This is a genomic window from Pseudomonas sp. B392_1p (assembly GCF_052245235.1).
GTDB lineage: Bacteria > Pseudomonadota > Gammaproteobacteria > Pseudomonadales > Pseudomonadaceae > Serpens > Serpens gallinarum.
Map to the genome: position 1 here is coordinate 114089 of NZ_JBQPXM010000004.1, position 21091 is coordinate 135179.

A 21091-nucleotide genomic window follows, 5' to 3' on the forward strand; every position below is an offset into this window, starting at 1 on the left:
GCCTTTTCATTATTCCTGGAGTTCAACATGCTGCATCTGCGCCCTTTCGCTATCGCCCTCTCGCGCGGACTGACGCTATGCCTGGCGCTGGCCTTCAGTCATGCCTGGGCACAGCAGCCCGCAGCCAGCGGCGAGCGGGTCGCCTTGCCCCAGGCGCCATTGCCACTGGAAGATCTACGCACCTTTGCCGAGGTGTTTGACCGCATCAAGGCGGCCTATGTCGAGCCGGTGGATGACAAGACGCTGCTGGAAAACGCCATCAAGGGCATGCTCAGCAACCTCGACCCGCACTCGGCCTATCTCGATCCGCAGGCGTTCCAGGAACTGCAGGAAAGCACCAGCGGCGAATTCGGCGGCCTGGGTATCGAAGTCGGCATGGAAGACGGCTTCATCCGCGTGGTCTCGCCTATCGACGACACCCCGGCCGCCAAGGCCGGCATCGAGGCGGGCGATCTGATCATCATGATTGACGGCCAGCCCACCAAGGGTCTGTCGATGCAGGAAGCCGTGGACAAGATGCGTGGCAAGGCGGGGACCAAAATCACCCTGACCCTGGTACGCGACGGCGGCAAACCCTTCGATGTGCAACTGACCCGCGCCGTGATCAAGGTGCAGAGCGTGCGCTCTCAGATGCTTGAAAGCGGTTATGGCTACTTGCGCATCACCCAGTTCCAGGTCAATACCGGCAGTGAAGTCGGTCAAGCGCTGGCCAAACTGCGCAACACCAATGGCGGCAAGCTGGAAGGCCTGGTGCTGGACCTGCGCAACAACCCCGGTGGGGTTCTCCAGTCGGCCGTAGAAGTCTCCGATCATTTCATGACCAGGGGCCTGATCGTCTATACGGAAGGCCGTATCGCCAATTCCGAGCTGCGCTTTTCCGCCAATAGCGCCGACGCCAGTGAAGGCGTACCGCTGGTGGTGCTGATCAATGGCGGCAGTGCCTCGGCCGCGGAAATCGTCGCCGGCGCTTTGCAGGACAGCAAGCGCGCCGTGGTCATGGGCACCGACAGCTTCGGCAAGGGCTCGGTGCAGACCGTGCTGCCGCTCAACAATGACCGCGCCCTGAAGCTGACCACCGCGCTGTATTACACGCCCAATGGCCGCTCGATCCAGGCCCAGGGCATCGTTCCGGACATCGAGGTGCGCCGCGCCCGTCTGACCCGCGACAGCAATGACAACGAGAACTTCAAGGAGGCCGATCTGCTCGGTCATCTTGGCAACGGCAATGGCGGGGCTGACAAGCCCAGCAGCCAAAAAGCCCAAAATGAACCCCGTCTTCAGGATGACGACTACCAACTGAGCCAGGCGCTCAACCTGCTCAAAGGATTGAGCATTACCCGCGCTAAATGACCTGCGCGGCACGCGCCCTCATTGGCGCGTTCGGTTTGCTGCTGTCGCTCGGCTCGCTGGCCGCTGACGGCAGCCAGACGCATAGACCGCGACTGAGCCTGATCATCGACGATATCGGCAATAACCCGGAACGCGACCGGCGCGTACTGGAGCTGTCTGGTCCGGTGGCACTGGCCGTGCTTCCGGACTCACTCCACGCCGACGAAGTCGCCCGTGCCGCCAGCCGCGCCGGTAAAACCGTCCTGCTGCACATGCCGATGGCCCCTGCTGATGGTCCCTACGCCTGGCGGCCCGGCCAGCCGCACGAGGAATGGCAAACACGACTAAATGCCGCCCTGGCCCGCGTGCCCCATGCCCGTGGGCTGAATAACCACATGGGCAGCCAGATGACCGCCGACCCACAGGCCATGGCCTGGCTGATGCCGGAACTGCAGCAACGTCATCTGTTCTTCGTCGACAGCCGTACCAATGCCGCCACCGTGGCCGCCGCAGAAGCGCAACGCATCGGCTTGGCCAGCCTGTCGCGGGATGTGTTTCTCGACCACGACCAAGGCCTGCAAGCCGTCGCCCGCGAGTTCGCCCGTGCGGTGGAACTGGCGCGCCGGCAAGGTTCAGTGGTGATGATCGGCCATCCCCATCTCAACACCCTGGCGGTGCTGGAACGTGAACTGCCGAACCTGGCCGAGCAAGGTATCGACTGGATCGACGTGCCGGCGATGATTGCCCTGCGCGGCAACCGGGCGATGGCGGCCCATGGCAAAAACGGTGTTTATCGCACGCCGCCGCAAACGCAACCGGTGGCCCACACGCTGCGTTGATCGCCCCAAGAAGGTTGGTTAACAGCTTCGCGGCGAGGTCGCCGCTTCACCTCCACCGCTGCGATCAAAAACAAAAAAAGCGGCCAAGACATAGCCTTGACCGCTTTTTTTTGACGCTACAAAACTTACCGGACGACGATGCCACGCGCGGCCAGGTAGGCCTTGGCCTCCGGCACGGTGAATTCGCCGAAGTGGAAAATACTGGCCGCCAATACTGCATCGGCCTTGCCTTCAATGATGCCGTCAGCCAGGTGTTGCAAGTTGCCCACGCCGCCCGACGCAATCACCGGAATGCCCACGGCCTCGCTGATCGCGCGGGTCACGCCCAGGTCGTAACCGCTTTTCACGCCGTCCTGGTCCATGCTGGTCAGCAGGATTTCGCCGGCGCCCAGATCTTCCATCTTCTTCGCCCAGAGCACAGCATCCAGACCGGTCGGCTTGCGTCCGCCGTGAGTGAAGATTTCCCAGCGCGGGGTTTCACCCGGCTTGGAGACCTTCTTGGCGTCGATGGCGACGACAATGCACTGCGAGCCAAAGCGCTGCGCGGCCTCGCCGACGAACTCCGGATTGAACACTGCGGCGGTGTTGATCGACACCTTGTCGGCGCCGGCATTGAGCAGGTTGCGGATGTCCTGCACGGTGCGTACGCCGCCGCCCACGGTCAGCGGGATGAACACCTGGCTAGCCATGCGCTCGACGGTGTGCAGGGTAGTATCGCGGCCGTCGACGCTGGCGGTGATGTCGAGAAAGGTGATCTCGTCGGCGCCCTGCTCGTTGTAGCGGCGGGCAATCTCCACCGGGTCGCCGGCATCGCGGATGTTCTCGAACTTGACGCCCTTCACCACGCGACCGTTGTCCACGTCAAGGCAGGGGATGATGCGTTTGGCCAGTGCCATATTGGTGCTCTCGCAGTTCTGTAGGGTGGACAACGCTGTGCTTGTCCACCATCGACAGGTGGAAAACGCTTCGCGGTTTTCCACCCTACGCCGGATTCACGCTTCGAAGTTGTCGCAGAGCGCCTGGGCTTCAGCCACGTTCAGCGTGCCTTCATAAATGGCCCGACCGGTGATGGCGCCGACGATGCCCGGCGCGCGGGCATTGAGCAGCTTCTGGATGTCACCCAGGTTATGAATGCCGCCGGAGGCGATTACCGGAATGCGGCTGGCAGCGGCCAGGACGGCGGTGGCTTCGACGTTGCAGCCCTGCATCATGCCGTCTTTGGCAATATCGGTGTAGACGATGGCGGAGACGCCGTCGGCCTCGAAACGACGGGCCAGGTCCACGGCTTGCACGCTGGACACTTCAGCCCAGCCATCGGTGGCAACGAAACCATCTTTGGCGTCCAGACCGACGATCACCTTGCCCGGGAAGGCCTTGCAGGCCTCGGCGACGAACTCTGGCTCCTTGACCGCCTTGGTGCCGATGATCACGTAGCTGACGCCGGCGCGCACATAGTGCTCGATGGTTTCCAACGAACGGATGCCGCCACCGATCTGGATCGGCAGGTTCGGATAGCGCTTGGCGATGGCGGTGACGACTTCACCGTTGACTGGCTGGCCTTCGAAAGCACCATTGAGGTCGACCAGGTGCAGGCGGCGGCAACCACCCTCGACCCACTTGGCGGCCATGCTCACCGGGTCATCGGAGAACACCGTGGAGTCTTCCATGCGGCCCTGGCGCAGACGCACGCAGGCGCCGTCCTTGAGATCGATAGCGGGAATAATCAACATCTGGAAATGTTCCTCAAAAATCGGGGCTGTCTGATTCGCTGGAGGCTAAAGGCTGGACGACAAAGCGGATCGATCAACGTCAAGCCTCCAGCGTTCAGCCTCACGCGCGGCGCGCGTCGTTACCACCTGCCATCCCAGGCGACAAAATTCTGCAGCAACTGCAGGCCGTGGGTGTGGCTTTTTTCCGGGTGGAACTGCACGGCGAAGCGTGAACCGTCAGCCAGGGCGGCAGCGAAATCCACGCCGTAATGGCCGCGACCGACCACCTGCTTGGGATTACCCGCTTCGATGTAGTAGCTGTGCACGAAGTAGAAGCGCGCCCGGTCGGGAATGTTGTGCCACAGCGGGTGGGGCACGTTCTGCTCGACTTCGTTCCAGCCCATGTGGGGCACTTTCAGGTGCTCGCCGTCCTCATGCAGGTCCTTGCCGAAGTAACGCACCTGACCGGGGAACAAGCCGATGCAATCGACCCCGTCGTTCTCCTCGCTGCGCTCCAGCAACGCTTGCATGCCGACGCAGATACCGAGAAACGGCCGATCGACGCTGACTTCGCGCACCAGCTCATCAAACCCCAGGCGGCGGATCTCCGCCATGCAGTCACGAATCGCCCCGACGCCCGGAAACACCACGCGATCCGCCTCGCGGATCACCTGGGCGTCGCTGGTCACCAGCACCTTGCCGGCGCCGACATGCTCAAGGGCCTTGGCCACCGAGTGCAGATTACCCATGCCGTAATCAATGACGGCAACGGTTTGCATCACAGGCATCCCTTGGTGGACGGCATTTGCCCCGCCATGCGCGGATCTTCGCTGATGGCCATGCGCAGGGCGCGGCCAAAGGCCTTGAACACCGTCTCGATCTGGTGGTGGGTATTGGTGCCGCGCAGGTTGTCAATGTGCAGGGTTACCAGGGCGTGGTTGACGAAGCCCTGGAAGAACTCCTGGAACAGGTCGACATCGAACTTGCCGACCACCGCGCGGGTAAAGGGCACGTTCATGGTCAGGCCGGGACGGCCGGAGAAGTCGATGACCACCCGCGACAGCGCTTCATCCAGCGGCACGTAGGAATGGCCGTAGCGCACCAGGCCCTTCTTGTCGCCGATGGCCTTGGCGAAGGCCTGGCCGAGGGTGATGCCGACGTCTTCCACGGTGTGGTGATCGTCGATGTGGGTGTCGCCCTGGCATTCGATGTCCAGGTCGATCAGACCATGACGAGCGATCTGGTCAAGCATGTGCTCCAAAAAGGGCACGCCGATGGCGAAACGCGCCTGGCCAGTGCCATCCAGGTTGATTGAAACCTTGATGCGGGTTTCCAGGGTGTTGCGTTCAACGGACGCCTTACGTTCGACCATTACCAGCTCCGCAATAAAAATCAGGGGGCGAAAGGGCGGACATTATAGGCCGGAACGCCCACGGCTTGAAGCCGCGCGGCGCGCCGGCCCGTTTTACGCCGATAACCTGTTCGGCTTTTACCGATAATTGCCGGGCTTACAACGTAACCCACCACCTGTCACACGCCTGGGCGAACATACCGCCCCAGTGCGTGCACAAAGCAGTGGCGCTTGATACCGTATTTCGCCGCCAAGCCCAAGGGCTGTACGACTCACGTATTGAAAACCGGAACCATGCCCGTCTACGTCGAAAACCTCAGCCTCGCCTCACCCCAGGACCGCCGCGACCTGGAACTCATCTATGCCGATGCGCCCGAGTGGTTGCTGGCGCCTTATCCCCAGGCCAGCACCTTGATCGACGACGCCCTGGCGAACCAGTGCCTGCTGGTCGGCCGCTTTAACGGCCGCCTTCTGGGTGCTGCGCGACTGGAGCGACTGGCGGACCGCTGGCGCCTTACGCACTTGTGCGTGCGCGAGCTGACTCGCGGTCGTGGCGTCGCCCAGCGCCTGCTCGACGAAACGCGACGCTTGGCCCGCGAAGCCGACGTGCCGCTGGTACTTGCCGCCAACCCCGGTCAGACTGCTGCGCAACGTCTGGCTGCGCACCATCAGCTGTCCCTGGAAGCACTCTGAACGGAAGTCCACCTCCATGTCGCACCCTTTTTCCAGTCTCACCCCCGATCTGGTGCTGGATGCCGTGGAAAGCCTCGGCTACCTGAGCGACGCCCGCGTGCTCGCGCTCAACAGCTATGAGAACCGTGTCTATCAAGTGGGCATCGAAGACAGCGTGCCGCTGATCGCCAAGTTCTATCGCCCCGGCCGCTGGAGCGACGCCGCGATCCGCGAGGAGCATGCCTTCAGCCAGGAATTGGCCGAGCAGGAAATTCCCGTCGTCGCACCGCTGCGTCGCGACGATGAAAGCCTGTTCGAGCACGCCGGCTTTCGCTTCGCGCTGTTTCCCCGCCGGGGCGGCCGCGCGCCGGAACCCGGCAATCTCGATCAGCTGTACCGCTTCGGCCAGTTGCTGGGTCGCATGCACGCCGTAGGCGCCAGCCGACCGTTCAAGGAGCGCGAAGCCCTGACGGTGGATAACTTTGGTCACGAATCCCTGACTACCCTGCTGGACGGCGGCTTTATTCCGTCTGGTCTGTTGCCGGCATACGAATCCGTGGCCCGTGACCTGCTCAAGCGCCTCGACGAACTGTTCGCCCGGGTGTGCTACGACAGCATTCGCCTGCACGGTGATTGCCATCCCGGCAACCTGCTGCACCGCGATGACAGTTTCCACATCGTCGATCTCGACGACTCACGTATGGGTCCGGCGATTCAGGACCTGTGGATGATGCTGGCCGGCGAGCGCCAGGAACGCCTGCGCCAACTCTCCGAACTGGTGGAGGGTTATCAGGAATTTCATGATTTCCAAACCCGCGAACTGCCATTGATCGAAGGCATGCGCAGCCTGCGCCTGATGCATCACAGCGCCTGGCTGGCGCGCCGCTGGGACGACCCTGCCTTCCCGCCGAGCTTTCCCTGGTTTGCCAGTGAGCGTTACTGGGGCGACCAGATACTCACTCTGCGCGAGCAACTCGCCGCGCTGGATGAGGAGCCGTTGCGCTTGTATTGAGCCTGCGCAAACGCAATTATTTGGCGGGCTGCCCGCTGCTCTCCGCATGCTTATCCATAGCGCGTGCAACGGGCGAGGCCGCTCTACCCCGGCAATGTCAAAACCCGCGAGCAGGCTTACACTAGGCAGCATCGTTAGCGTCCTAATCAAGGATTTCCATGGCTCCCGCCAATCTGCGTCGCGGCTACTTGCTCGGTCTCGTCGCCTACGTCATCTGGGGTCTGTTTCCCCTGTATTTCAAAGCCATTGAAAGTATTCCCGCAACCGAGATCATTGTTCATCGCGTGCTGTGGTCCGCGTTGTGCGGTGCAGTGTTGCTGCTGTTCTGGAAGCACCCTGGCTGGTGGCGCGAGCTGTGCGCCAATCCCAAACGCTTTGCCGTACTGGCCTTGAGCGGCGCACTAATCGCCGCCAACTGGCTGATTTATGTGTGGGCGGTGAATAACGAGCGGATGCTTGAGGCCAGCCTGGGTTATTACATCAACCCGCTGGTCAACGTGATGCTCGGCATGCTGATTCTCGGCGAGCGGCTGCGGCGTTTGCAGTGGTTGGCCGTGGCGCTGGCCTTGATTGGCGTGGCGCAACAGATTTGGCAGCTGGGCAGCCTGCCCTGGGTGTCGCTGGGCCTGGCCCTGACCTTCGGCATCTATGGGCTGATCCGCAAGCAAGCCCCGGTAGCCGCGCTCCCGGGGCTGGTGGTGGAAACCTGGCTGCTATTGCCGGTTGCCTTGCTCTGGGTGGCTTTTCACCCGGCCGCGGTCAGCAGTCAGTTGGAGTTCTGGGGCACGCCGCTGGCCTGGCTGCTGGCCGCCGCAGGACCCATTACCTTGGTGCCACTGGTGTGTTTCAACGCCGCCGCGCGCCACCTGCCGTACACCACGCTGGGGTTTTTACAATACCTGGCACCCACATTGGTGCTGTTACAGGCCATCTTCCTGTTTGGCGAGCACTTCGACCCGGCCCGCATGCTGTCTTTCGCCTTCATTTGGGCTGCGCTGGCCATTTACAGCGTGGATGCTTGGTTAAGCCTGCGCCGCAGCAAGCCAGGTCAAGTCGTTTCGTAGTGGGAGCGTGCCCTTCGCTACACAGGTGCCGGGCTTGTCAGGCACCTGTGTAACTGTTGCCCGCGGATGCTTATCGGGTGTCCTCACCATCATCGACGCGCAGATGCACATCGACCATCAGATCATCGGCCAGGGTTTCCAGGCTCGCCTGCAGGTTTTCTGTGCTAACCGCCAGCGGCAGGGCCAGCCAGGCATGGGCGCGAAACAGCATTTCGTTACTCATGGGCGCGGCATCCACTTCCGTTTCCAGCTTTTCAATGTTCACCCCCAACTCGGTCAACACGCGCGTGATGTCGTACAGAATGCCCGGGCGGTCATCACCCACCAGTTCCAGTTGTACCGGCCGCCAGGTACAGGCCGGCTCGGGCCCACAGGGCTCGGCCAGTACGCGTATGCCGTGCTGATTCAGTGCCTGCAAGGCTTCCAGCAATTCTTCGTGGGACTCGGCCGGCACCGCCACCCGCAGGATTCCGGCAAATTGCCCAGCCATGCGCGCCATGCGGCTTTCCAGCCAGTTGCCGCCGTGTTCAGCGACACAGCGGGCGATGCGCTCGACCAGCCCCGGCTGATCCGGGGCAATAATGGTGAAGACCAGATGCTCCATGTTCGGCTGCTCCTGTAAGAAGTCGCAAGACGACGACCGCTCACTAGGTATAGAACAGCCGGCCGAAACGGCCGTAGGGTCTGTTGACGTTTCATCGCGAGCCGCGTTGCTGCGCCAAATGTCGCCAGGCAAGGCGCGGGACGAAGGCAATGGTTATTCCCTTGCCAAGTCCCGCAACGCCGCATGGCGACATTTGCCGCGCAACCCGAAGGGTCGGGCCTGTTTTTGCGCGATGCGGCGTTTCTCGTCACTTATTTGGAACACCAAACTTCGCTCCTCGTGCCTTGCCTCGCGCAAAAACAGGCTCCGGCGCGGCCGCGAACGAAACGTCATCAGACCCTAACCACCGCCCGCTGTTTTTCCATTCGTCTTCATGTAGTATCCGCCAGCTCGGACTACAAGAAGAACAAAAAAGCATCCGAGACCAATCGTAGAGCAGATCAAGTGAGGCGAATAATGACTGAGCGCGTTGAAATCGGTGGCTTGCAGGTCGCCAGAGTTCTTTTTGACTTCGTGAACAACGAAGCCATTCCCGGCACCGGCCTGAATGCCGATGCCTTCTGGACAGGCGCCTCAGGCGTCATCCACGACCTGGCGCCGAAGAACCGTGCCCTACTGGCCAAGCGTGACGAGCTGCAAGCGCAAATCGACGCCTGGCATGCTGCTCGCCAGGGCCAGGCCCACGATGCGGCCGCCTACAAGGCCTTCCTGCAGGAAATCGGTTACCTGTTGCCCGAACCGGCCGACTTCAAGGTCACCACCGAAAACGTCGACGCTGAAATCGCCACCATGGCCGGCCCGCAGCTGGTGGTGCCGATCATGAATGCCCGTTTCGCTCTCAACGCCGCCAACGCTCGCTGGGGTTCGCTGTACGACGCGCTCTACGGCACCGATGCCATCAGCGAAGACGGCGGCGCCGAGAAAACCAAAAGCTACAACAAGGTGCGCGGCGACAAGGTCATTGCCTTCGCCCGCGCCTTCCTCGACGAAGCCGCGCCGCTGGCCAACGGCTCGCACGCTGACGCCACTGGCTATCGCATCGCCAATGGCCAACTGCAAGTCAGCCTGAAAGACGGCAGCACAACCGGCCTGCAACAGCCGGGCAAGTTCATTGCCTTCCAGGGCGAAGCCGCCGCGCCGAGCGCCGTGTTGCTGAAGAACAACGGCCTGCACTTTGAAATCCAGATCGACGCCAACAGTCCGATCGGCCAGACCGACGCCGCGGGTGTCAAAGACATTCTGATGGAAGCCGCCGTCACCACCATCATGGACTGCGAAGACTCCACCGCCGCGGTCGATGCCGACGACAAGACCGTGGTCTATCGCAGCTGGCTGGGCCTGATGAAGGGCGACCTCGCCGAGTCCGTCACCAAGGACGGCAAGACCTTTACCCGCACCATGAATCCGGACCGCGTCTACACCAAGGCGGACGGTTCCGAGCTGAACCTGCATGGCCGCTCGATGCTGTTCATCCGCAACGTCGGTCACCTGATGACCAACGATGCGATCATCGACAAGGACGGCTTCGAAGTACCGGAAGGCATCCTCGATGGCCTGCTGACCAGCCTGATTGCCCTGCACAACATCAAGGGCAACACCACCCGCAAGAACAGCCGCACCGGTTCGCTGTACATCGTCAAGCCGAAGATGCACGGCCCGGAAGAAGTCGCCTTCACCAACGAACTGTTCAACCGCATCGAAGATGTCCTGGGCGTGACGCGCAACACCCTCAAAGTCGGCATCATGGACGAAGAGCGCCGCACCACCGTCAACCTCAAGGCCTGCATCAAGGCCGCCAGCGAGCGCGTGGTGTTCATCAACACCGGCTTCCTCGACCGTACCGGCGATGAAATCCACACTTCCATGGAAGCCGGGCCCGTCGTGCGTAAGGCTGCCATGAAGGCGGAGAAGTGGATTGCCGCCTACGAAAACTGGAACGTCGACCACGGCCTCAACTGTGGCCTGTCCGGGCGTGCCCAGATCGGCAAGGGCATGTGGGCCATGCCGGACCTGATGGCCGGCATGATGGAACAGAAGATCGGTCACCCGCTGGCCGGCGCCAACACCGCCTGGGTACCCTCGCCGACCGCCGCCACCCTGCACGCCCTGCACTACCACAAGGTGGATGTGTTTGCGCGTCAGCAGGAGCTGGCCAACCGTGAGTTCGCGTCGCTGGACGACATCCTGACCATCCCGCTGGCCCAGGACACCAACTGGTCCGCCGAAGAGAAGCAGCAGGAAATCGACAACAACGTGCAGGGCATCCTGGGCTATGTCGTGCGCTGGATCGACCAGGGCGTTGGCTGCTCCAAGGTGCCTGACATCAACGACATTGGCCTGATGGAAGACCGCGCTACCCTGCGTATCTCCAGCCAGCTGCTGGCCAACTGGCTGCGCCACGGCATCATCACCGAGGCTCAGGTTGTGGAAAGCATGCAGCGCATGGCCGCGGTAGTGGACCGCCAGAACGCCGGCGATGCCCTGTACAAGCCCATGGCACCGAACTTCGACGACAACGTCGCCTTTCAGGCGTCGCTGGAATTGATCCTCGAAGGGGCCAAGCAGCCCAACGGTTACACCGAGCCGGTGCTTCACCGCCGCCGCCGCGAGTACAAGGCCAAGAACGGCCTGTAATCGCCCGTTACGTTGGAAAAGAACCGCCCTTCACCGGGCGGTTTTTTATTCCTGCCAACCACTAAAGGAGCGCCGACACTCGCCGATAGACTGACGATTTTTTACCTCGGTTATGTGGACAGCCAGGCTGTCACCGGCTCGGTCAAGGTGCTTTTCACCCTGCGCTAAGTCAGGGTGATCGTCGCCTCGTAAAAAGCGCCGCGATCACTCGCGGCGCTTTTTTGCGTCCTCTTAATAGGAAGCCGTTTCGAAAGATGGGCCGACAGCCAGAAACCGCCTCTTCTACAAACAGAAATGCCAGTTACGCCATAGACTTACGTCCAATGTTGGCTCGCGGGTCCGCGGCCCACCATTACTGACCCGCCGTGTTTGAGCGGCGCACTGGCCACGGGGGAACTCCCGTGCACCTTTTCTGCGGCACCTGAAACCGCTTGGACGAGGCAGTCAGTCTTTTCACACAACACATGGAGTAGCCATGAGCAAGGCGGACGCTTTTGCCGAGGCTGGTAGGACAGCAGTACTGCAGAACATTCAGGGCACCCTTGAATTTCTGCAAAAATTCCCGCCGTTCGATCAGATGGAAAATACCCATCTGGTCACGCTGGTAGAGAATTGCCAGCTGCGTTTCTACGCCCAAGGCGAGCCGATTCTGAGACCCGAAGACGGCCCGGTGGAATATTTCCATATCGTCAAACAGGGACGAATCCAGGGACAGCGCCGCAGCCCGAACGGACACGCCCATGACACCACCTTCGAAATCAGCACCGGCGAGTGTTTTCCCATCGCCGCGCTGATTGGCGAACGTGCCACTCGCACCGCCCATATGGCCGCGACCGACAGTTTCTGTTTGTTGCTCAAGCGCGACGTCTTCATGCAGTTGCTCAGCCTGTCCAGCGTGTTTCGCGATTTTGCCCTGCGCGGCGTCAGCAGCCTACTCGACCAGGTCAACCAGCAGGTGCAGCGACGGGCGGCGGAAAGCCTGGGCGAGGATTATTCCCTGGATACCCGCCTCGATGCTCTGACCCACCATGCGCCAGTCGTTTGCGTGCCGAGCACGCCATTGCGCACTGCGGTAAGGCTGATGCACGAACAGTCAGTGGGCAGTATCGTCATCGTGGATAGCGAGCATCGCCCGCTGGGCATCTTTACCCTGCGCGACCTGCGCCGGGTGATTGCCGATGCCAGTGCCAACCTGGAGCAGCCGATCCACGACCTGATGACCCATGACCCCTTTTACCTGGGGCCTTCGGCCAGCGCGTTTGACGCGGCCATCGCCATGACTGAGCGGCACATCGCGCATGTCTGCGTGGTGGAAGACGAGCGTCTGGTGGGCGTGCTTTCCGAGCGTGACCTGTTTTCCTTGCAACGGGTGGACCTGGTGCATATGGCCCGTGCCATTCGCCATGCCGAAACCATCGAGTCATTGATCGCCCGGCGTAAAAACGTCGGCCTGCTGGTCGAGCGCATGCTGGCCCACGGTGCGAGTTCCACCCAAATCACCCAACTGATCACTCTGCTCAACGACCACACCGTGTGCCGGGTCATCGAACTGTGCATCGAAGAGCTCGGCGATCCCGGCGTGCCCTTCAGCTGGCTGTGTTTTGGCAGCGAAGGCCGCCGCGAACAGACGCTGCACACCGATCAGGACAACGGCATCATGTTCGAGGCCCGTACCGCAGCCGAGGCCGCCTCCCTGCGCGGCCGCCTGCTGCCGTTGGCCGAACGCATCAACCAGCGCCTGGATCAGTGCGGCTTCACCTTGTGCAAGGGCGACATCATGGCCGGCAATCCGGAGCTGTGCCTGTCGCGCGCCGAATGGATGCGCCGTTTCCAGGGCTTCGTGCGTGAGGCGACGCCGGAAAACCTGCTCGGCTCGAGCATCTATTTCGATTTGCGTGTGGTCTGGGGCCCGGAGCAGGGCTGCCGAGCCGTGCAGAAGGAATTACTGAAACTGATCCATGGCAACACCATGTTTCAACGCATGATGGCCGAGAACTCCCTGCGCCATCGTCCGCCCGTAGGGCGCTTCCGCGATTTCGTGGTCGCCCGCAAAGGCGCAGAAAAAGACACCCTGGACCTCAAGGTGCAAGGCCTGACGCCCTTCGTCGATGGTGCACGGTTACTGGCGCTGGCCCACGGCATCGACGAGACGAATACCCTGGAACGGTTGCGCTTGTTAGTACTCAAAAAAGCCATCGACGCAAAGGACGGAGCGGCCTATGAAGAGGCCTACCACTTTATTCAGCAGATGCGCATGCAGCAGCATCAGCAACAAGCACGACAGGGCCAGCCCTATTCGAACCGGCTGGATCCAGACACCTTGAACCATCTGGATCGCCGCATCCTGCGCGAGTCGTTCCGCCAGGCCCTGCGATTGCAAAGCAGCCTGACACTCCGGTATCAGTTATGAATGCATTCACCACCTGGTTGACTCGACGCAACCCACTCCTCACCGATGCGCAGCGCCGCCGCTGCGAACGACTGCCGCGTGCTGCGGCGCTGAGCGTCGCGCCCTTGAACACTCAGCGCTTTGTTGTAGTGGATGTGGAGACCACCGGCCTGAACCTGCATCGCGATCAGGTGCTGTCGATCGGCGCCGTAGTAATTGATCAAGGCGCGATCCACTTTGCTGAACAGTTCGAGCGCACCCTGCAGCGCGAGTATCAGACGCCTGGACCCAGCGTTCTGATTCATGGGATCGCACCCAGCGAAATAGCCGCAGGAGACGATCCGGTCGAGGTGCTGCTCGATTTCATGGAGTTCGTTGGCGACAGCCCGCTGCTGGCGTTTCACGCGGGTTTCGACCAGCGCATGCTGACCCGCGCACTGAAGGAAAGCCTGGGTTACAAGCTGCCCAATCCGTTCATCGATCTCGCCCATCTGGCGCCTCTGCTGTGCCCGCAGGTGCGCTTCCCCAATGCCGGGCTCGACGACTGGCTCGAGCATTTTGGGCTGCAGGTGCAGCAACGCCACAATGCCAGTGCCGATGCGCTGGTCAGTGCCGAACTGGCCTTGATCCTGTTCAACCGTGCCCGCCGTCAGCAACTCGACAGCCCAGACCTGCTGGCACGGCGTGTCAGCAACTGGAAGCGTCGGCAAGCACACGCGCTGTAAATATGCCGGCTGTCATGCCTAAGTAGGCGGCTTCGCCGTTACGCGGTGTTGCACGTTAAGCCGGGTCATCGGACAGCCGCCTGTGGCATATCACAGCTCACCGTTGAGAATAAAAAAAGCCGCCTGCCCCAAGAGGGCAGGCGGCTTTTGAATTTAAAGAACCGCGCGGGATCAGTAACCCAGTGCGAAGTCTTCTTCAGCCAGGTCCATCAGGTTGTTGGCACCGGACAGCATGGTTGCTGCGTGGGTGCGCGTACGCGGCAGGATACGCTCGAAGTAGAAGCGGGCGGTCTGCAGCTTGGCCTTGTAGAAGGCTTCTTCGCTGGTGCCAGCGGCCAGTTTCTCGGCGGCCAGGCGAGCCATGTCAGCCCAGAAGTAGGCCAGGCAGGCATAGCCGGAGTACATCAGGTAGTCCACGGAGGCGGCGCCGACTTCTTCGCGATCCTTCATGGCAGCCATACCGACCTTCATGGTCAGCTCGCCCCACTCCTTGTTGATCGCCGCCAGCGGCGCGACCAGGTGCTTGACGGCCTCGTTACCTTCGTTGGCCTGGCAGAACTTGTGCACGATCTTGGTGAAGCCCTTGAGCGCCTCGCCCTGGGTCATCAGCACCTTGCGGCCCAGCAGGTCGAGGGCCTGGATGCCGGTGGTGCCTTCGTACAGCATGGAAATACGCGCGTCACGCACGTTTTGCTCCATGCCATGCTCGGCGATGAAACCGTGGCCACCGAAGATCTGCACGCCGTGGTTAGCGGCTTCAAAACCGACTTCGGTCATGAACGCCTTGGCGATCGGGGTGAGGAACGCCAGCATCGCGTCAGCGGCTTTCTTCTCGTCTTCATCCTGGCTGCGCTGGACGATATCCACCTGCTTGGCGGCGAAGTACACCATGGCCCGATTGCCTTCGGCGAAGGCCTTCATGGTCAGCAGCATACGGCGCACGTCCGGGTGCACGATGATCGGGTCGGCGGCTTTCTCAGGCGCTTTCGGGCCGGTCAGCGAACGCATTTGCAGGCGCTCGCGAGCATAGGCCAGGCCACCCTGGAAGCCGATCTCGGCGTGGGCCAGACCCTGCAGTGCGGTACCCAGACGTGCAGTGTTCATGAAGGTGAACATGCAGTTCAGGCCCTTGTTGGCCGGGCCGATCAGGAAGCCGGTAGCCGCGTCGAAGTTCATCACGCAGGTGGCGTTGCCGTGGATGCCCATCTTGTGCTCGATGGAGCCACAGGACACGCCGTTGCGCTCGCCTACACCACCTTCGGCGTTAGGCAGGAACTTCGGCACGATGAACAGCGAGATACCCTTGGTGCCGGCCGGTGCGTCGGGCAGGCGGGCCAGCACAATGTGCACGATGTTCTCGGCCATGTCGTGTTCGCCGGCCGAAATGAAGATCTTGGTGCCGGTGACCTTGTAGCTGCCGTCAGCCTGGGGCTCGGCCTTGGTGCGCAGCATGCCCAGGTCGGTGCCGCAGTGCGGCTCGGTCAGGCACATGGTGCCGGTCCACTCACCGGTGACCAGCTTGGTCATGTAGGTGCTGATCTGCTCTTCGGTACCGTGGGCGGAGATGGTGTTCATCGCGCCATGGGACAGGCCGGGGTACATGCCCCAGGACCAGTTGGCCTGGCCGATCATTTCGCTGAAGGCCAGGCTGAGGGATTCCGGCAGACCCTGACCGCCGTGCTCGACGTCGTGGGCCAGGCTCGGCCAGCCGCCTTCGACGAACTGTTGATAGGCTTCCTTGAAACCAGTCGGGGTTTTCACACCCTCAGGGGACCAGACGCAGCCTTCCTGATCGCCCACGCGGTTCAGCGGGGCAATTACTTGCTCGCAGAATTTGGCGCCTTCTTCAAGGATCGCATTGACCGTATCCGGGGTGGCGTCTTCACAGCCCGGCAGGCTCTGGTAATGGGCTTCGTAGCCAAGCAGCTCGTCACGAACGAAACGAATATCGCGCAAGGGGGCCTTGTAGTCGGGCATTGCGGTAAACCTCAGCGGTAGGTCTTTGGGGTGGTGAGCTGCGACACAACCACGCGCGCTCAAACAGTTGTTTGAAACTTACGTTTACCTCCTACCCTTGTCAAGTCCAGGCACACGAACAGGCATAAGCCTAGAAGCCCCCAAACGGGGCTTCCAGACCATCACTATCAACACTGGTTTTCAGCGGGTCAGCAGGGACTGCAGCTGCAGATGTTCAGCTACCTGGGCTGGCTGCGGAGAAGCAAGATGAGGCACGCAACCCAGGCACGGCGCTGGCAGCCGTTCGGTGAGCGTCGCCAGGTTATCCGCCAGTCGAGAGGTGGCCGGATCGACCACATTGGCAACCCAGCCGGCCAATCGCAGGCCGTTGGCGGCAATCGCCTGAGCCGTCAGCAGGGCATGGTTGATGCAGCCCAGACGCACGCCCACCACCAGGATCACGGGCAACCGCAGCGCCACCGCCAGGTCGGACAAACAGGCACCGCCGTCCAGCGGCACGTGCCAGCCGCCAGCGCCTTCCACCAGGGTGAAATCCGCCTCAAGCGCGAGCACGCGGCGAGTCGCCGTTACCAGCCCTTCCACGGTCAAGGGCACACCTACTTCCCGGGCCGCCAGATGCGGCGCGATGGCTGGCGCAAAGGCGAAGGGATTCACCATGGCGTAGTCCAGCGGCAGGCTGCATTCGCCCAGCAAGGCCAGAGCATCGCCATTGCGCAAACCTTCAGCCGTTGTCGCGCAATCGGAGGCTACCGGCTTGGCCGCCGCCGTGCTCAGCCCCTGCTGCCGGGCAGCGTGCAGCAGGCCGGCAGCAATGGTGGTTTTGCCGATTTCCGTGTCGGTACCGGTGACGAAGAACGCAACCATGCTCAGGAGTCCTTGCGCAGAACGCCGTAGACCACCTGATAGGTGGCCGGTAAACCCTGGGGTTGGCGGAACGTTTCATAGGCCTCGGCCAAGGCGCGCAGCCGCGCCCGCCCGGTCAGGCCACCGGGACGCCCTGGATTGAGATTGTGCGCACCGAGCGCCTTGAGCTCATGGGTCAGCTGACGCAGATCGGCGAAATGCAGCACCTCGGCGCGCCGGCTCAAATGCACAACCTGCAGGCGGCTGTCCGCACACAGGGTCAGATAGTCCTCGAACGCCCGAAAGCGATTGACGTGCACGAAGCCATCCACGGTCTGCCAGCTGTCGCGCAGTTCCTGCAGCGTGCCGACGCACAGGCTGGAAAATGCCATCACCCCGCCAGGGCTCAGCACCCGGCGCGCCTCGTCGAGCACCGCCGGGAAATCGGCGCACCACTGCAGGGCCAGACTGGAAAAGATCAGCTCCGTCGAGTTGTCCCGCAGCGGCAAGGCCTCGGCATCGCCGGCAATAAAATCCTGCGCACCGCCCAATGGCCGGGCATGGCGCAGCATGCCTTCGGCGATATCCACCGCCACGCCCCGGGCTGCCGGCAGCCGGGCCGACAACTCTCGGGAGAAATACCCGGTGCCGCAGCCCAGGTCGAGCCAGCGCTGTGCCTGCGCGGTGCTTTCCGGCAGCTTATCCAGCAACTGCAGGCCGACGGTGCGCTGCAACGCCGCAACCCCGTCATAACTGGCCGCTGCGCGGGAAAACGACGCCGCCACCTGGCGCTTGTCGGGCAGGCTTTGGCTGGGGAGCGAAGCATTCATCGTGCGGACTCCTGAATGAACGCCAGCATTGATCCCGCCACCTGCCGCGCATGACTGAAGGGCGCGGCATGACTGACCTGTTCGATGACTTCGATATGCGCCTGCGGCAGGTGCCGACGTGTGGCCTGCGCTGCCGCGACCGGCACCAACACGTCTTGCTCGGCAAACAGATGCAGGTGCGGTCCCTGCCAGGTCGCCAGAGCGGCCCGGCCATCGAGCTGCGCCAAACATTCCAAGCCGGCAGCCAGCACGCCTTCATCTGCCTCGGTGCGCATACCCTGCAGCTGGCGACGCAAGGCCCGTTGGGCGCTATCGCCCTGACTGGCCAGCAGGTCGAAACGTTGCAACGTTACGGCTGTATCCGCTGCCAGCCCCTGGCGAAACGCGGCCAGGGTCTCCACAGGCATGGCGTCAGGCCAACCACTGCGCTGTTGGAAGCACAGGTTGCTGGCGATACAGATCAATCCACGACAAGCCACGCCGCGCCGTGCTGCCAACTGGGCGGCGAGCATGCCACCCAGCGACCAGCCGCCCAGCCAAGTATCGCGGGGCAGCTGTGCCTCCAACGCATCGAGCCAGTGTTCGGCTTCGGTCAGCACCGGCAATTCGGCCAGCTCGACCTGCAGCGCGCCGCTCGACAATTCGCGCAGCGCCGTCGCCAGCGGCTGCAGTGCCGCGCTGGAGTAGGACCAGCCGGGCAACAGTAACAGCCGTTCAGCCATGGGCCAGCTCCGCCCAGGCGGTGGCGAGCGCGTCCAGCAAACGCTCCAGATGCGCCTCGCTGTGCGCGGCAGAAAGCGTGACGCGCAAGCGCGCAGTGCCGGCCGGTACAGTCGGCGGGCGAATCGCCCCGACCAGAATTCCGAGTTCCTTCAAGCGAGCCGACAGGCGCAAGGCGCGCTGGCTATCACCGATCAGGATGGGCTGGATCGGCGTCGGGCTGTCCATCAGGCTCAGGCCAATCTCGGCCGCGCCCTGGCGAAAGCGTGCGATCAGTCGGTTGAGGTGCTCGCGACGCCAGCCTTCCGTGCGCAGCAGCTGCAGGCTTTTCAGCGTCGCGCAGGCCACGGCCGGTGGTTGGCTGGTGGTGTAAATGTACGGCCGGGCAAACTGGATCAGCGTTTCGATCAGCTCCTCGCTGCCGGCGACGAACGCGCCCGCCGTGCCGAATGCCTTGCCCAGGGTTCCGACCAATACCGGCACGTCGTCCTGATTCAGGCCGAAATGCTCGACGATGCCGCCGCCCGTGGCGCCCAGCGGGCCAAAGCCGTGGGCATCATCGACCAGCAGCCAAGCGCCGGCTTTCTTCGCCTCGGCGACCAGCTCCGGCAGCGGCGCCAGGTCGCCGTCCATACTGAACACGCCATCGCTGACGACGAGGGTATTGCCTTCGGCCTTGGCCAACCGTGTCGCCAGGCTGGTCGCGTCGCTGTGCAGATAGCGCGAAAAGCGCGCGCCGCTGAGCAAGCCGGCATCTAGCAGGGAGGCATGGTTGAGGCGATCTTCCAGCACCGTATCGCCCTGACCGACCAGCGCGGTGACCGCAGCCAGATTGGCCATGTAGCCGGTGGAAAACAGCAGCGCACGAGGCCGGCCAGTGAACTCGGCCAAGGCTTCTTCAAGCTCGTGGTGCGGTGAGCTGTGGCCGATCACCAGATGCGAGGCGCCGCCGCCCACGCCCCAACGCTCGGCGCCAGCGCGCATCGCCTGGATCACCTCTGGATGGTTGGCCAGGCCCAGATAGTCGTTGGAACAAAAGGCCAGCAGCCGTTCGCCATCGGCCACCACCTCCGGCCCCTGGGGGCTTTGCAGCAACGGACGCTGGCGATAGAGATGCTCGGCACGGCGGGCGGCGAGACGCGTAGCAAGATCGAAACTCATGGGCAGCACCAGAAGCCGGTGGATAACCGCAAGCGGGTTATCCACCCTACAAAAATGGTTGGGCTGGCGTAGGGTGGATCGGGGCGCCCAGCTGACGCTTCATCCATCCACCGAACGTGCCATCAAACCGACGCGGCGTTGTAGAACAGCTTGGAATCGCGCTGCTCGACCAGCGCCTGCTCGATGGCCGCTTGATGCACGTCATCGTCATGCTCCTCGCGGGCTTCCGGCTGGATGCCCAGGCGCGCGAACAGTTGCATGTCCTTGTCAGCCTGCGGGTTGGCGGTGGTCAGCAGTTTTTCGCCATAGAAGATCGAGTTGGCGCCCGCAAAGAAGGCCAGCGCCTGCATCTGCTCGTTCATCTGTTCGCGACCGGCGGACAGACGCACATGGGATTGGGGCATCATGATGCGCGCCACGGCGAGCATGCGGATGAAGTCGAACGGATCGACATCCTGCGCCTCGGCCAGCGGCGTGCCTTTGACCTTGACCAGCATGTTGATCGGCACGCTCTCCGGGTGCTCTGGCAAGTTGGCCAGCTGGATCAGCAGGCCAGCGCGGTCGTCCAGCGACTCGCCCATGCCGAGGATGCCGCCGGAGCAGATTTTCATCCCCGCATCGCGCACATAGGCCAGGGTCTGCAGGCGGTCGGCATAGGTGCGTGTGGTGATGATGCTGCCGTAGAACTCCGGCGAGGTGTCCAGGTTGTGGTTGTAATAATCCAGGCCGGCTTCAGCCAGGGCTCGGGTCTGCTCCTGATCGAGCTTGCCCAGGGTCATGCAGGTTTCCAGGCCCAGCGCCTTCACACCCTCGACCATCTGCAGCACGTAGGGCATGTCCTTGGCGGACGGATGCTTCCAGGCCGCGCCCATGCAGAAGCGCGTGGAGCCGATGGCCTTGGCGCGGGCGGCCTCCTCTAGCACCTTCTGCACTTCGAGGAGCTTTTCCTTATCCAGGCCGGTGTTGTAATGGCCGGATTGCGGGCAGTACTTGCAGTCTTCCGGACAGGCACCGGTCTTGATCGACAGTAGCGTGGAAACCTGCACGCGGTTCGGGTCGAAATGCTGACGGTGCACCGTCTGTGCCTGGAACAGCAAATCGTTGAACGGCAGCTCGAACAGGCTGCGCACTTCGGCCAGGGTCCAATCGTGACGACTGACAGCGGTTGCGGTGGCGCTCATGGGTTTCCCTTCTTCTTGAACAGCGCCTGCTAGATTTCCCGGCGCGACATG

General features: G+C 62.5%; 19 protein-coding genes. 8 read left to right on the plus strand and 11 right to left on the minus strand.

Annotation, left to right across the window (positions count from 1 at the left end):
• Positions 1–27 precede the first annotated feature (27 nt).
• Complete coding sequence (locus ACTV8E_RS07185) at positions 28–1350, plus strand: S41 family peptidase (RefSeq protein ID WP_251834604.1); 1323 nt, start codon at positions 28–30, stop codon at positions 1348–1350.
• Entirely contained in the window at positions 1347–2168 is an 822-nt protein-coding gene (locus ACTV8E_RS07190; RefSeq protein ID WP_443199031.1) for a divergent polysaccharide deacetylase family protein, read from the plus strand. Before ACTV8E_RS07185 ends, ACTV8E_RS07190 begins: the two co-directional genes overlap by 4 nt.
• A gap of 125 nt (positions 2169–2293) precedes the next feature.
• Here ACTV8E_RS07190 and hisF read toward each other — a convergent pair whose 3' ends face one another.
• The 4 genes from hisF to hisB all read right to left on the minus strand — a co-directional run bounded on the left by hisF (position 2294) and on the right by hisB (position 5249).
• Positions 2294–3064: an imidazole glycerol phosphate synthase subunit HisF gene (gene hisF / locus ACTV8E_RS07195; RefSeq protein WP_443199032.1), complete on the minus strand. Its 771-nt coding sequence runs from the start codon at positions 3062–3064 to the stop codon at positions 2294–2296.
• A 96-nt stretch (positions 3065–3160) separates the two neighbouring features.
• Entirely contained in the window at positions 3161–3898 is a 738-nt protein-coding gene (gene hisA, locus ACTV8E_RS07200; RefSeq protein ID WP_443199033.1) for a 1-(5-phosphoribosyl)-5-[(5-phosphoribosylamino)methylideneamino]imidazole-4-carboxamide isomerase, read from the minus strand.
• Positions 3899–4017: 119 nt separating this feature from the next.
• Positions 4018–4656, minus strand: a complete 639-nt coding sequence (gene hisH, locus ACTV8E_RS07205) for an imidazole glycerol phosphate synthase subunit HisH (protein ID WP_251834599.1) — start codon at positions 4654–4656, stop codon at positions 4018–4020.
• Positions 4656–5249 (minus strand): imidazoleglycerol-phosphate dehydratase HisB, encoded by a 594-nt coding sequence (hisB, locus tag ACTV8E_RS07210; protein WP_251834598.1) that lies wholly within the window; start codon positions 5247–5249, stop codon positions 4656–4658. Before hisB ends, hisH begins: the two co-directional genes overlap by 1 nt.
• A gap of 273 nt (positions 5250–5522) precedes the next feature.
• Here hisB and ACTV8E_RS07215 point away from each other — a divergent pair, with 273 nt between their 5' ends.
• The 3 genes from ACTV8E_RS07215 to rarD all read left to right on the plus strand — a co-directional run bounded on the left by ACTV8E_RS07215 (position 5523) and on the right by rarD (position 7976).
• A complete protein-coding gene (locus ACTV8E_RS07215; protein WP_273536236.1) occupies positions 5523–5921 on the plus strand; it encodes an acetyl-CoA sensor PanZ family protein in 399 nt (132 codons plus the stop codon).
• Positions 5922–5937: 16 nt separating this feature from the next.
• Positions 5938–6912 (plus strand): serine/threonine protein kinase, encoded by a 975-nt coding sequence (locus ACTV8E_RS07220; RefSeq protein WP_443199034.1) that lies wholly within the window; start codon positions 5938–5940, stop codon positions 6910–6912.
• A gap of 158 nt (positions 6913–7070) precedes the next feature.
• Entirely contained in the window at positions 7071–7976 is a 906-nt protein-coding gene (gene rarD, locus ACTV8E_RS07225) for an EamA family transporter RarD (protein ID WP_443199035.1), read from the plus strand.
• Positions 7977–8046: 70 nt separating this feature from the next.
• Here the strand turns inward: rarD and ACTV8E_RS07230 are convergent, their stop codons facing one another.
• Entirely contained in the window at positions 8047–8580 is a 534-nt protein-coding gene (locus tag ACTV8E_RS07230) for a glycine cleavage system protein R (RefSeq protein ID WP_443199036.1), read from the minus strand.
• 456 nt (positions 8581–9036) lie between these two features.
• Between ACTV8E_RS07230 and ACTV8E_RS07235 the strand changes: the two genes are divergently transcribed.
• From ACTV8E_RS07235 to ACTV8E_RS07245, 3 genes are all read left to right on the plus strand, one after another.
• On the plus strand, positions 9037–11214 hold the full coding sequence (locus ACTV8E_RS07235; protein WP_443199037.1) for a malate synthase G: 2178 nt from the start codon (positions 9037–9039) through the stop codon (positions 11212–11214).
• Between the two features lie 475 nt (positions 11215–11689).
• On the plus strand, positions 11690–13624 hold the full coding sequence (locus ACTV8E_RS07240; protein ID WP_443199038.1) for a putative nucleotidyltransferase substrate binding domain-containing protein: 1935 nt from the start codon (positions 11690–11692) through the stop codon (positions 13622–13624).
• On the plus strand, positions 13621–14328 hold the full coding sequence (locus ACTV8E_RS07245; RefSeq protein WP_443199039.1) for a 3'-5' exonuclease: 708 nt from the start codon (positions 13621–13623) through the stop codon (positions 14326–14328). Before ACTV8E_RS07240 ends, ACTV8E_RS07245 begins: the two co-directional genes overlap by 4 nt.
• A 171-nt stretch (positions 14329–14499) precedes the next feature.
• Here the strand turns inward: ACTV8E_RS07245 and ACTV8E_RS07250 are convergent, their stop codons facing one another.
• From ACTV8E_RS07250 to bioB, 6 genes are all read right to left on the minus strand, one after another.
• Positions 14500–16305, minus strand: coding sequence for a phenylacyl-CoA dehydrogenase (locus ACTV8E_RS07250; protein ID WP_443199040.1), 1806 nt, complete (start codon positions 16303–16305; stop codon positions 14500–14502).
• Between the two features lie 180 nt (positions 16306–16485).
• Positions 16486–17169, minus strand: a complete 684-nt coding sequence (gene bioD / locus ACTV8E_RS07255) for a dethiobiotin synthase (RefSeq protein ID WP_443199041.1) — start codon at positions 17167–17169, stop codon at positions 16486–16488.
• Between the two features lie 2 nt (positions 17170–17171).
• The gene (gene bioC / locus ACTV8E_RS07260) at positions 17172–17978 is read right to left on the minus strand and encodes a malonyl-ACP O-methyltransferase BioC (protein ID WP_443199042.1); all 807 of its coding nucleotides are present in this window, start codon (positions 17976–17978) and stop codon (positions 17172–17174) included.
• Positions 17975–18700, minus strand: coding sequence for an alpha/beta fold hydrolase (locus ACTV8E_RS07265; RefSeq protein WP_443199043.1), 726 nt, complete (start codon positions 18698–18700; stop codon positions 17975–17977). The genes bioC and ACTV8E_RS07265 overlap by 4 nt, the downstream gene beginning before the upstream one ends.
• Positions 18693–19859: an 8-amino-7-oxononanoate synthase gene (gene bioF, locus ACTV8E_RS07270; protein ID WP_443199044.1), complete on the minus strand. Its 1167-nt coding sequence runs from the start codon at positions 19857–19859 to the stop codon at positions 18693–18695. Before bioF ends, ACTV8E_RS07265 begins: the two co-directional genes overlap by 8 nt.
• A gap of 122 nt (positions 19860–19981) precedes the next feature.
• The gene (gene bioB, locus ACTV8E_RS07275) at positions 19982–21040 is read right to left on the minus strand and encodes a biotin synthase BioB (RefSeq protein ID WP_443199045.1); all 1059 of its coding nucleotides are present in this window, start codon (positions 21038–21040) and stop codon (positions 19982–19984) included.
• Positions 21041–21091: the final 51 nt, after the last annotated feature.